Below are 13751 nucleotides of genomic sequence, written 5' to 3'. Positions count from 1 at the left end.
CCGCCGAATGACCATTTCCAACGCAGCCTGATGACGGCGCTGAAAAAATTGCGCCGTGCAAGTACGCCGCCGGGTGCTTGCGGCGGCGCATGATTCGAGAATCCGCCGCCTTAGGCCTTTTCAGCCGACTGGCCGAGTGTCCTGGCGGTGCTCATCAGCATGTCATGCTGGGATTTCGCGATCTCTTTCGTGATCTCCAGGCCAAACATGCGCTCCTGGTGCTTGATCATCTTGTCCAGGTTCTGTTCCGGCGACCCTGCAGAGCCGGAGGTAATGGGAGGGGTAGCAGCCATCATTGTCTCCTTGAGGGACTATCCAATTTGCAAACTCCGGACTCACATCGCTGCTGTCCGGAGGGTTGCGAAGGCAGCTTAAGGCAGCATGGCCGAAAATGAAAGTCCAGTTGGAATATTTGAGACACTTCGGTTCCAACTGTTGCGTCTTCCGCGTTCAAGGAGTACCTTGGCAGGTGGGTGAATGGGGTATTTCAGAATGGAAAAAGGTCCTTTGGCCGAGCTTTTGGTCGAACGATTCGAGACTATGCCGCCGCAGTTGCGGGTCGCCGCACGTTTCGTGCTGGATCATCCCAAAGATGTCGCACTGATGTCGATGCGCGAGCAGGCGCACCAAGCCGGCGTTTCGCACAGCACGATGATGCGGCTGGCGCGATGGATTGGCCTTGAAGGCTACGAAGACATGCGCAGCCTTTATGCGCGCGCGCTGCGCGAGACCATCGCGCGCGAGCCGGCGCGACAGAATATCGGACAGCATGGCGATCCGGGATATTCGACTGCCGGCGTCGTTGCCGACACGCTCGCCGCCCAGATCTCAAGTCTTGGCGAGTACGGCAGCGCCATGCAGCTCATCGCGGCAGCCGGTCTGCTCGCCCGGTCGCGCGATGTGTTCGCGGTCGGCTCGCGCGGCGCCTATCCGGTCGCAAGCCACTTCGTTCAAGTCATGTCGCTACTGGCTGGCACCGATTGCAAGGTGACGCTTGTCGGCGAGATGGCCGGACCGGGCCTGGATGGCCTCCAGCACGCGGGACGCGGCGCGGTACTTCTTGCGGTGGGAATGTCGCCCTACGGGCGCACAACGATCGACATTGCGCGACAGTCCGCTCGGCAGGGCATCAGCGTGGTGGCGATCACTGACAGCAGCGTGTCGCCGCTGACACAGATCGCGCGGGAAACGATTATCGTTACGTCAAATTCGCAGTCCTTCTTCCGAAGCATGGCGCCGGCGTTCGCCGCCGTCGAGATTCTGGCAGCACTGGCGGCAGCGCAGTCTGAAACGAACGCAGCAGAACGGGTAAAACAGTCGGAAGAGCAGCTCGCTGCTTTCGGCATTTATTGGAAGCCCCCTCGATAACATCCGAAAGGCTGCGATCGGGCGGGCGTGACGGCAGCCAGGCTGCCGGCAACGTTGATTTCCGGAGGTCGTCCTGATGGTTCGCCCGATAACGCCCACCAAGCCGCCGGTCCAGCCGCAAAAGGTCAATGCCAAGGCAAATGCCGCGCAGACAGCGCGGCTGGAGGCGCAGGCTGCCAAATTGCGGGAGCAGATCAGGCTTGCCAACAGGATGGGCGAGCGTGATTGGGCAGCACAGGCCCGCCAGGAACTGGCCCGTGTTAACACGCAACTGGATTCGCTTCAGCCGCCGCCGGTTGCGGCTTCGGCGGCGCCGAGTGTCAACGTCGTCAACGCCAGCAACGGCACATCCGGCAATGGCAGGACGGTGACGCCGGCTCTTTACACGCAGACCGATCTCGCGGCACTGGCCGCGACACCGGTGAAACTGGACAGCAGCACGCCCGGAGACAACGCCGCGGAAGCGACGACTGCGCGCAACATCGTCAGCGACGTCACTGGCGGCAAAAGCATCGACCAGATTGCATCTGCCCGGGGCATGACGCGCGAACAGGTTATCGCCGCGCTCAGGTCCGGCGGGATGAGCGTGTCGACCACCGACCCGACAAGCAACAATGGCGACGTGCAGACGACGACGATCACGGATGCCAGCGGCCGCACCGTCAGCCAATATTACGACTACCAGCACGACAGCTACTACACGAGCGTGGAACAACCCAACGGCACGGCAACCACCACGCCGATCCGGGATGGGCTCGGGCGCAAGGAAACTAGCAGCTATAATCCCGATACCGGTGCGATCACGACGCGCTATGAAGACGATCTGGGCACCGGAACCGTCTCCGAGCGGACCACCTTGCCGAACGGCGCTTCAGTGGAAACCGTTACACCTGGGTACGGGCCGGCCTTGCCGGTCACCACCGTCAACGGGCCAGATGGTCACAAGACCGTCCTCGCTGCATCGCAGGATCCGGGCGGGGCAACCACCCAGGGCATCAAGGATGATCTCGCCGACGGCAAGAGCATAGAGCAAATCGCGCGTGAAAGGGGTCTGACCAACGAGCAGGTGATTGCCGAATTGCAGGCCGCCGGCTATCAGGTCACGGCGCGCGAACCGACGAGCGACAATGGTGACGTGCAGTCGGTTGAAGTCGTCGATCCGCACACCGGCGACAAGACCGTCTACTATCACGACTACCAGCATGACGAGCGAACCGTCGTGACGACGTCCGACGGCAAGGAAACGACGGTGTCGGAGGACGGGAACGGCGGGACGCGCAACAGTGTCCGCAATCTCGAGACAGGCGAGACCACAACTACAATCGTCGATCCGAAGGCCGGAACTGAAATCAAGATCGTCACCGACAAGGACGGTCGGGTAACGACAACGACCACCGAGAAGATCAATGGCGGCGAGCCCGTCGAGTACGAGGTCAAGCCTGGCGACAACCTGACCCTGATTGCGCAGCAATATGGCGTGTCGCTGGACGATCTGAGGAGAACGAACCCGGAGCTGTTCAATTCGCCTCGTGACCCAGACATCATCCATCCGGGGGAAAAGGTTACTATCGAAAACGGTACCCGCACGACCGTGGAAGTCACCTTCAACGGCTATACGCTGACTACGTCGTCAGACGGCAAGATCACGCTGACCAACGATACGACTGGCGCCGTCACGGACATCGCGGCCGGCACCGCGCAGGAGGCGTTGGCCAAGCTGTTGCTGGACATCAACCCGAACAGCAATGACCCGGAACAGGCCAAGGAAGACACGATAGTCAAGACGGCGCTGGACGGCATATTCGGCGGAGCAAGTCCCGAGCTTGCTCAAGAAGTCATAGACAAGCAGCAAGCAGTAAAGGATGCGATCGAGAACTACGGCGGAGGTACTCCCGCGACGCAAAGTCTCGACGGCAGCGCCACGTCGGTCGGTCCGTACGGGAACCCACCATCACCGACGGCTCCTTCAGGCGGGAAGTGGGTGCCGCTGCTGGTCGATGGGAGCTGGCAATGGTTCGACCCGGAGGTAGCCAAGGCGATCGCAGCCGAGAACGTTGCGATTGCGAACCTCGGCGAGGCAGAGGCAAAGCTCGAGCAGAGCGCGGCACAACTCGACGTCTATGCGCTGGACCCTGAATACAAGAACGCCATGGAGGGTGCCGAGTCGACGCTCGACGAGGTCTTGGCGCCTTATGGGCTGGAGTGGAAGGCCCCCGAGCCGAAGGGTACGCTGGCAGATGCGCAAAATCGGTTGACCCTCGCCAACAACGCGCTTGAAAGCGCCAGCACTGCCCGGGCCGAATACGAGCAGGGCCAGAAGTCACTTCTCGACGCGATCGACAAACAGATAGACCTGCCGACGCTCAGCGATCCCAACCAGACAGCTGTCCGCAGCACGGATGGTCCCAGCGCCGAGGAAACCAACCAACAAGGAAAGGCCGCGCACGCGGAGGTCGCCGAGCTCTTTACGAACGTGTCGCTCCACACCGCCAATGGCAACAAAGCCACGATCGACCAAATGCTCAGCTCGACCGAGTTGGAGCTGAAGCTTACCGATGCCAAACCCGGGAGTCCTGAATATACGGAGATCGAAGGGCGACGCGACAGCCTGAAAGAGTTGCAGAAGGCGGCGACCAACCAGGTAACGCTGGCCGAAGCCTATCAGGAGTATGGGGTTGCGCAGAAAGAGGCGGCGGATCTTGCCGTAATCATGGAGCCTCTCAAGCAGCAACTGCTTGCGCAGGCGCGGGAAAGAAACCCACACCATTTCGATTGGGAAGGGTATACCAATGGACGCGGTGAGTTTACCGGCAAGATATTATCGCAGGACATAGTCGAGGAGAACGGTCAGCTCTATGTCGTTACCGTCTATGAGAACGACACTTTCACAGACGAGAACGGTGATGACACCAATGTGCATAAATCTGCCCTGACATACGCTCTCGACGACGAGAATATCAGGGAAGACTTCCGCAACGATCCACTCAACAAGCAGTGGCAGGAGATGCTGGCGTCGACGCAGGATGTATCAGCGCGGGTCTGCACGCCATATGGGAACGGATCGCACTCGGCGCTGGAGGTGGCCAAGTCGAATATTATAGGCGTGCAGGTCGATCAGCTGGATGCCGGGCTGAGGGACGCGAAGACGAAACTTGTCAACGCGACGACGGCACGCGACCAGGCGATCACCGACTACGGGCCGGGAACCGTAGAGGCGCCCGCCGGCACGCTCAAGCCGGGCGAGACGGCGGTGAAGATCACGGTGAACGGCCGCGACCTATGGGTCGCGCCGGAGGTTGCCGCGGCCTACGAAGAGCAGGGGCCAGGCGCGATCGGCGACAGCGGCAAGTGGGTCCAGATCGAGATGGACGGCCAGATGCTATGGGTGCACCCCGAAGTCGCGGCCGCGGAAATCGATCGAGGCCAGGCGGAGACCGAAAAGAACCAATTGGAGGACTGGGAAGAAAACGTGCGGCCGGCGATGGTGGCAGGGCGCGACTGGTACGCTTTTTCCGCGAGCCACCCCAAGCTGCTCGAATATGGTTTGGAGGAGCACGAGGCGAGACTCAAAAACGAGTATTTTGAAGAACACCGGGACCAGGCGCTCGCTGGATATCAGGTGCAGTTCGAGAACCTCTACAAAGCCGGTTTCACCGGTGAATACAAGACATATACGTCCGGCGAACTCAGCGGTACCGTTGCTCAGACCCTCGGCCTCGATCCATCGAGCGAGGGAGTCGAAAAGGTCGTCGACGAAATCACCGACCGCGCCGGCGACAACGCCGAAGTCAAGATCGTGCCGATCTTCTCCCTCGATGGCGGGATGGAATCATCGACGGCCTTGTTCGCGATCAAGGGCGATGGAAACGAAGCCGGCTATGTCGACAGTTCTGGTAAATATTACAGCACCTTCGATGAATTCCAGCACGAGAATCGCATCTTCGGCGAGAAGGGCAATCTGGTCATGGCCAAGGGCGGCGACATGTCGCTCGGCGAGGATGGTTTTTCGCTCGACGAACTGGAAGTGGCCGACGCACGCAAAGTGGATTTCTGGGACAAGGCCACCGACATAGGCCTGGGCATCGTGGCGGGCGCCGCCACCATTGTCTCGTTTGTTCCAGGCGGTCAATGGGCCATTCCAATCGCGATCACCTCCGGTGCGGCTCTGGGCGGTAAGGCCTTGTACAGGGAAGGTGAGCACCTCCTTCAGGGCGGCGACTTCGACAGTCAGTCGGCTTGGAATATCGCGACCGGCGTAACCGCATTCCTGCCCGTAGGCGCCGGCGCCCTGCGCACGTTCGGCTTGGCCAGGTCAGGCTTGTCCGGGTCCGAGGCTTTCGCGGGTGGGTTCGGGATGACCCGCATGAAGGATGCCAGCTGGGGCATCGGCAGATTCCAGGTGAACGTAAAGCAGGCCTCTTATGCTGATGACGTCTCGGCGTTTATGCAAAGCGGCAACAAGCTGACCACCGCTGCATGGGGGCTCGATGCCGCCGCCGTGGTTACCGGTGTTCCGGTGCTCGGCAAATCGGTGGAAGATCTGGCGGCGCATGGCGGCGAGATGTCCCTGCTCGAGCTCGCGAACGCAGTCATGGGGATAGGCGTCGGCACTGTCGGCACAGGCTTGGGCGGCCGCTCGCTGTTGTACAACATGCCTGGAGCGGGCGGTACTCGGAGCGGAACTCACACGTCGGCCAGTTTTCCTGGCGGACCGGATTCGGGGCCACAACCACGGGCCGTCTACGAAGTCGGTCCCGACGGTGTCTATAGGCCCACCGGCGAACAGGTCATGCCGGACCCGGATGAGATCATCATCGATGGCGATGTGATCGGCGAAACGTCCGGCCAGCAGGGGCATGATTTCGGCGCCCGGAACGGTTTTGACAACACGGGAGGAGCTAACCGTCCAACCGGTCAGCGCGCGCTGCCGGCCGGCGAGTCCGAGGGTCCGAACCCGCCGCCACCCACGGGCGGCAGGGGTGATCCATCAGGCGACGGCCAGCCGTCGCGGCCGATGGTCGTGCATGAGCAGGGCCCCGACGGCGTCTATCGCCCGACCGACAAGCTGGTCTTCCACGATCCCAGCCACCCGGTCGTCGAGGGGACGGTCGTCAACGTCCACGATGAAGGGCCGAGCGCCCCGGGCGAGCGCGGCGATCCCGAAAATGCCAGCGACCGAGGCGCCCAGGAAGTGCGTGAGCAGAATGTGCGCCAGCCCGCCGATGGCGATCCGATCGTGGTTCCGCCGGTCCGCGGCGGCGGTGTGCGGTTGGTCTGGGACCCGACAACAAAGTCATTTACCGGTATGCCGAAGCCGGACGCCGGCGAATACACCTACACCAGCGGCAAGGATCCGCAGCAGACGGGTTATCTCGACGGCACACGCCCTTCCGACCCGGGTGTGCTGGCCACCCCGGACGAGCTCCTACTCCAGTCCGAAACGGAAACACGCGACGGTTCGAGCCGCGAAACCAGCGAGCGGCAGGGGCCTTCCGGAGCGAAGCTGCCGGAAGCTGGGGCGGCAGGCACCCCCCCGTTGATGCGCTACACTCTCGGCAACCGCCATACCGGCGAGATGCTCGTCAATTTCAACCTGCCGGAAGGGCAGAGGGTTGTCGCGATACCCGAACCCAAGGCGATCACGGCCACGCCGGAACCGGTGCCGGCTCCTGTCGAGCTCGATCCTTCCTTGCCGGTGCTTTATCTTGGCGCCGACGGCCGCTGGACAGCCGATCCGAACGCCCGCACGGAGCAACCGGCCGTGACGGACACCGGGCAGCCCAGCCCGGCTCGGCCCGACGGCACGCCGATCATCAATCATTTCTCGTCAAACCCGTACAGCTTCGGCCAGACGTTCAATGCCGTCAGAGCCGGCCTCAGGCGCATCGGCACGCGTTACCTGAACACCGAACCCCGCTATGACTATCCGAAGCTTGGCGAACTGGTCGACAGCATCTATCACAGACCGGTTCCGCAGGACGGCGTCACCGCCGGACAAGACATCTATGTCGAGGCCGGCGGCGAATACCTGCCGGCCAAGGTCATCGTGGCCGGCCCGCAGGCGAGCATGACCCGCGACATCGTCCTGCCGGGCGAGCACGCCACAGAGGCCGGCTACCTGGGTTCCGGCCCGACGGTCGAACGCGCCAAGCGCGGATCGATAACCACGCCCAATGGCCAGCTCAGGGTCAACACCCCGGCACGGGAAGTCCATACGTTCGATCCTGCCGACAATCCGGAAGTTAGCCATCGCTCGGCCCTCGGCGAAACCCTGGCCGCGACCTTGCCGGCGCTTCCCGACGATGCGGCGACGCCCGCGCCGACGTGGGCGCCCGAGCAGGTGGAACTCGTCGGCGACTACCTCCATTCCCTCGAACGTTCCACCGATCCCGTCGTCCGCGATGCGGTGACCATGACCAGAGTGCAACTCGGGGGCAGGGGCCTGCCTCAGTCCGGCACGGAAATGACGCAGGCTCAGCATAATGCGCTTGTCGAAATGCTTAACGCCGACCGGAACAGCCCGTTCACCGGCTCCAAGCCGGTCGGCCAGCTTTCGATGAACGGCTTGACGACCCTCCAGGTGTTCAGCGCTCAGGGCAAGCTGCCGCATCTGTCGCCGGGAGAAGTGATCGACCAACTCGGCCTGTCGTCCGATGGCAGGCTGCCCCGCGGCGAGCAGTTCCTTACCGCCGGGGCGCTGCCAGGAGAAGCCGGCTGGACCGATGCCGGCCGTGGCATCATCGGCGACTACCTCAAGGCTGCGTCAGGCTCCACCGATCCGAACCTTGCCGCCGTGGCAAATGCCGCCTCGCCGTTTTTCAAGGGGCGCGCCACCAAGCCCGGCAAGGCCGTGACCGCCGCACAGCAGGATGCGCTCATGCAAGTCCTGAAGGCCGACGGTGGCAGCACGTGGGTCTACGGTCCGAAGCTTCAGCCGGAGTCTTCGTTCAACCCCGCCGGCAAGCTTTCGCCGGAAGGCCGCTACAATGAGAAGGTTCTGTCCGGCCACGAGACCTGGACACCGTATCTTTGGCGAGAGATGCGCGGTTACGCCGCCAACCAGCAGAAATCCGCGGACCCCGCAGTCCGGTCGCTCGCGCACGCCTTGGAGAACGCGCTGCCTGGAAGCAAGCCCAAGGCCGGGACCGAAATCAACAGCGACGTGCCTGTCCTGCTGGCGCGGTTGCTGGATGCCGACAAGGCGAGTTCGTGGCGCGCCCCGACGTTCTTCACGGATGCGCAAGGGGTCTGGCGCTCCGACCGCGCGACCGTTTCCTGGTTCCTGCAGGAACACGAAGCCAATGTCTTGGGTGGGTCGATGCTGAACGATTTTGCGGGCCGCACGGTCGGCCTCGGCGGATCGATGCTCGGCATTAAGGTGCCGCTGCCCAGCCGGCAGGTCTATGGGGAACTCAGCCTGAAGAACAACGGCCCGGACGGCACGGGCTTTCTGCTCCCGGTCCATCCCGACGACGCGAAGGGCCAGAAACTTTTCGTCAATGGATACCGGCCGAATTTCGCTTATGACGAGGCTGCGGCTCCATCTGCCCAGTGGGTCGCATCGGCCCCGATGATGTCGAAGAACACGTTCCAGAGCGAAAACGCCGTTGGCGCTTCCATATCCATCGCTGGCTTCTCTGTGAGTGGGGCCTACGTCAAACGCACGCTGCTCTATCTCGGTGGCGAAGGCGGCCGGTCGGGGTATACGCTTAGGGAACCTGGCCCGCTCAGCCAAAGGGCAGCCTCCTTCTGGGAAGAAGCTGCGAGAGGTGGTGCCAGCCACTACAGTGCCGAAGGCAAGGTGCCCGGTTTCGAGGATCGGGTCCTCTACCGGAACTACGATATCATTTCCCCCTTCGGAGGCGGCAAGGAACCCTGGCGCGCTAGCCCTGCCTTCGAGGGCGTTCCGCGCGAGGCGGGCGCCGGGCCACTCAACCGCCTGGACCGCAAAGACCACGGCGTCGGTTTCGCGGTAAACCTTGGGCAATGGCCGGTAACGACAGCAGAACTCGGCTCGGTGAGGAAGGTTCTGGTGCCGCATGCCCGTACCGCCCGCGCGCACCCGGGATTCTTTGAAGGCGCGCAAAAGGTTTTCTCGGCGCTGGAAACGTCGGATGGGCGACTGACGCCGGGCGTCCTGCAGCATCTCGCTGGTTATCTTGGAGAGATCGCAGCTTCTCCCAATCCCCAGCTCAGATTCGCTGGCCAGCGCGTGTCCGATGTGTTCCCGGAATTGGGTGGTGCGCCATATCCGGACCAACTCGCGACCGTCGACGGACGCCCAGACGGGATGAGCAAGCCAGCGTGGAAAGCGTTGCGGCAACAACTGGATCAGCAGGCTCGCAGCGAACTGACGCCCACGCAGGCCCATTACCTCAACCAGTTGCTTGAGCGGGAGGTCCGCCATAATTCGCCGCCGGCAAACGGCTTGCCGCCAGCTGGCGAGGGCCCGATCGCTCCCCGCAGTCCGGCGCCCAGGCCAGCGCCGAAAGGGCAGGGGTTTGCAGCAGATGGGTCATCGGGCCCGTCATTCGCCAAGCCGCTGACGCAGGCCGAAATCGCGGCCAACCGCCAGGAGGCGGCGAGCCTGCTCGACAACATGCTCCATCAGAACCTCGGCATGCCGGAAGTCGCCAAGGCCAATCTTATAGATCAGCTCAGCCGCTCGCCGACGCTGATGGATCTCTTGCGCGGCGCTCACGCGCAAGGCGTACGCATCGTCAACCCGGCGCGGCACGACCTCCGGATTTTCGACGCCAGCTCCGGCGACGATCTGACGGCGACTGGATCACAATACGTCAGCGACGTGGGAGTAGTCTTTGTCGATGCCGAGACATTCCGTGCAGCCGATGCGGACAGCGACACCGTACTTGCCGAATTCGTCGACCTGCTCGGCCACGAGCTGTCCCACGTGGGGGACGCGCCAATCGACCTTCATCCCAATAATTTTCCAGACCGGCAGGTGTATAAGCATGCCGTGATCTCTGCCTATTTGAACGTCGAGGGTGAAGCGACATTTGCTCAATATGCCGCTGCCGACGAGCTTGCGGTTAACAGCGGCAAGCCGGCTGCTATCCTCGGCGCCGAGTGGAATTCGGCCCAGGCCGATATATTCGCCCGATACAAGGCCGGCGAGATTGGTCGATCGCAAGCCGTTGAGGAAATGGCGACGCTATTCAGTGACAAGGAGCCGAGCACTGCTGACGGAACGTATGGGGAGTTTTATGGCCGGTACGCGGATGAGCTATACGACTACTACGCGTCCACTGGTTCCCACCCCCCGGCTGAAACTGGCCGTCCCGCACCAGCAACCCAGGGCCAACCCGCTCCGAACAATGGACCGCTCACCCGAACCGGCGTCAGAGCGATCCCGCTCGACCAGGTTCCGGATCTCGTCATGGGCGATTTCCAGCCGAACCAGATTCCTTGGCTTAAGCGCGAGCAGGTGGCCGAGCTGACGAAACAGCAATTCCGCGACATGGATCAGGCCGGCTTGCTGTCCTATCTGACCAAGAGCCAGCTGCGCGTTATCCCGAAGGCAAAGATAGGCCAGGTCAACATCGCGGGCTTCGACGGGAAACAGATTCCTTGGCTGACCGAGGGCCACATCCGGAATGTGACCGACCAGCAGTTCCGCGATCTCGGCAATGCCGGTTTGACGCCTCACCTGACGAAACCACAGTTGCAAGCGATAAAAGGAGACATGGTCGAGTTCGTTGACGTGTCGAAGTTGGAAGCGCGCCAGATTCCGTGGTTCAAGCCCGGCCAGGTCGCCAAGTTCACTTCACAGCAATTCAAGGATCTGGGCGAGGCCGGATTGCTGAAGAATCTCACCGAGCGCCAGGTTCAGGCGATCCCCGCAACCATCATAGATTCGGTGGACGTGGCGAAGTTCGATCCCAACCAGGTGCCGTGGCTGACCGAGAAGCAGATTCCGCTGCTGACCCGCGATCAATGGGGCGCCTTCACGATCCACCACACCGAGGCCCTGACCCAGCGGCAGATCGAAGTGGTGACACGAAAACAGTTGGAGGAAATGAGCCCCGGCCAGTTCCGCAAGTTCACGCTTGAGCAATTCGAGTGGATGAACGGGGATCAGACGAACGCCCTCTCCGTGCTGCAACTGACGACCTATCGGGCGACCCACAAAATGGCGATGACGCCGGATCAGGCCACCAGTGTCGATCTGGCCCTCAGCCATGCCAGGCTGCGGGAAAACGCTCAGGCGCTCGCCACCTTTGGCGGCATGTCGACCACCTCCTACATGTTATGGAGTTCGTTGCCGCCAACCTGGACCGCCACCGCCGGATCGGTGGCATTTGGCGTGCGAGGCATCGTCTTCGGCGCGCAGGCGCTCTTCCCCAACGCAACGGCAAGTCACAAGCCGTTCGGGCGATTTCTCAACGCGCTCGGCGGCGCCACATTCATTGCCGCAGCACCAGGTGCCGCGACCGGGATGATCCAGGGCAAAGATCTTGTCGTCAACAGCACGTTTACGCTCGGCAACATCGTCTATGGCACGAAGTCGATGCTGCAGTCGTTCACCGGCAGACCGGTGATCCGAAACCTGGCCGAATATCTGGCTGGACCCGGCTATGTGCTTGGCTGCGCCGTCTATACGGTGCACTCCTGGCCGGCGCCGATCGCCACAGTCGCCGGCGCCATGTTCACCTTCGGCTGCGCGGAATTCTGGGCGTCGGCCATAAGGACGGACCGGATGAATCGCCGTTCAGTGCCGCGAACCGATGCTGATATCGCGGGGGCGGAAAAGTCGGACAAAAGATGGGCTGCATGGGATCGGTGGACTCTGGGCATCACGTTCGGCGTTGGAATGCTTCTCTTCTCGCTGGACGCCTTGCTCGGGGAACCTTGGGAGGGCGCGAAGACGCCCCGTCCACCCGATCCGAAAAAACCGGATGGCGATGCTTCGTCCCACCAACCCGATGATCCTTCAGACGTTCCCGGTGGTCCGCAGATCCCGGAGGAGGATGTCCCGCAGCTCGTCGTGGTCGCCGATGACGGACTGAATTTGCGGACCCAGCCTGACGGGCATTCGACGGTTGAAACGGTTCTGCAACCCGGCACATTCGTCGAACAGACCGCGAAGCCGTCGACAGATGCGTCAGGGGAGACCTGGATACCTGTGGAAGGTTTCGGACCGGACGGCGAAATGCATAGCGGCTGGGTTACCGGCGACTATGTCGAGGCTCATGCCGAGGGCAGCAGCAATGCTGAGGGTCGCACGAACCCAACACTGGAGAAAGACGGCTATCAGTGGGTCAAGGTCAAGGATGGCGACAGCATTCGCCTGATCGCCAAGACCCATTCTGCGGATGTGGCGGAGACGGTGGTGCTCAACATGGATCATATTTTGAGCCCGGACCTGATCTTCTCAGGCGACCGCATCTATCTGCCGGTCACCTCGATCGGCTGAGAAACCGCGGGCCAAGCCTATCGTCCATTGGCTCCTGCGCCTTGCCGGTTCTCGCGGCATACGCGTTTGCGACACTGGCGGCCAGCTTTGCCGCCCGTTCAGCTGCCGCATTGGACGGTTCGGAGGAGTAGGAGGCGGTAAACTGCAGATCGGACGGATGCCATTCGCAGTCGACAATGCGCAGTTTACCGCTTGCGGTATAATCCTGGACGACTTCTTCCGCGAGAGAGGCGATGCCGATACCATTGAGTGTCATTTTGATGGAAGCGGCCAGCGAATTGGCGGGAAAGATACGCGGCGTCTCTTCCAGTTCGCCGGTCAGCTTGCGGTAAAGTTCGCTGTAGGGTCTGGTGGTGCGCGCATAGCTGATGATTGGAAATTGCATCAGATCAGTCAGCGTCAGCTTGCGCCGGTGCGGCAGTTTCAGGTGCGGCGAGCAGACCCACACGAGCGGAAACGACGGCAGCTCGATGTTCTCGATGCTGTGTTCCAAAATTGGGCCCATCAGCACCGCAAGATCGAGTCGGTGCGACATGAGTTCGTTGCGAAGGGTGGTCGTCGCGTCGACGACGATATCGGTTTCGACAAGCGGATAGTTTGCTTGCAGCTCCCTGAGGAAATCCGGTAGCCAGGTGTGCACGATCGTTTCGGCAACCCCGAGCCTAAGCACCCCTGCCGTCTCTGAAAGAGAGCTGGCCGTCAGTTGCAGCCGTTCCGCTACCCGCAGGACCCGTTGAGCAGCCGGCAGAAGCCGTTGTCCCTGGGCTGTCAACCTGACATTGCCGCTCTGCCGCTCGAACAGCTTGGCACCTAGCGCTTCTTCCAGCCCGGCAATTCGGTTGGACACCGCAGGCTGCGTGGTGTTCAGGCGTTCGGCAGCCTTTCGAAAGCTTCCGAAAGTCGCCACCAGGAGAAAGGTTTCGAGCTGCTTGATGTTGAAAGGGATCAC

The 13751-nt window shown here is 62.1% G+C and carries 4 protein-coding genes; 2 read left to right on the top strand and 2 right to left on the bottom strand.

Annotation, left to right across the window (positions count from 1 at the left end; genetic code table 11):
* Nucleotides 1-110 precede the first annotated feature (110 nt).
* Nucleotides 111-293, bottom strand: a complete 183-nt coding sequence (locus NKJ40_RS19245) for a hypothetical protein (protein ID WP_126092905.1) — start codon at nucleotides 291-293, stop codon at nucleotides 111-113.
* A 214-nt stretch (nucleotides 294-507) separates the two neighbouring features.
* Between NKJ40_RS19245 and NKJ40_RS19240 the strand changes: the two genes are divergently transcribed.
* Together NKJ40_RS19240 and NKJ40_RS19235 are read left to right on the top strand one after the other, a co-directional pair.
* Nucleotides 508-1368, top strand: coding sequence for a MurR/RpiR family transcriptional regulator (locus NKJ40_RS19240; RefSeq protein WP_352467377.1), 861 nt, complete (start codon nucleotides 508-510; stop codon nucleotides 1366-1368).
* 76 nt (nucleotides 1369-1444) lie between these two features.
* On the top strand, nucleotides 1445-12802 hold the full coding sequence (locus NKJ40_RS19235) for a LysM peptidoglycan-binding domain-containing protein (RefSeq protein WP_352467376.1): 11358 nt from the start codon (nucleotides 1445-1447) through the stop codon (nucleotides 12800-12802).
* Here NKJ40_RS19235 and NKJ40_RS19230 read toward each other — a convergent pair.
* Nucleotides 12786-13751 (bottom strand): LysR family transcriptional regulator, encoded by a 966-nt coding sequence (locus tag NKJ40_RS19230; RefSeq protein ID WP_352467374.1) that lies wholly within the window; start codon nucleotides 13749-13751, stop codon nucleotides 12786-12788. The genes NKJ40_RS19235 and NKJ40_RS19230 overlap by 17 nt on opposite strands.

The sequence above is a fragment of the Mesorhizobium sp. M0119 genome (assembly GCF_040322615.1).
Lineage (GTDB): Bacteria > Pseudomonadota > Alphaproteobacteria > Rhizobiales > Rhizobiaceae > Mesorhizobium.
The sequence above is the reverse complement of the archived record's forward strand: the minus strand, read 5'-3'. Positions and strand labels throughout refer to the sequence as shown.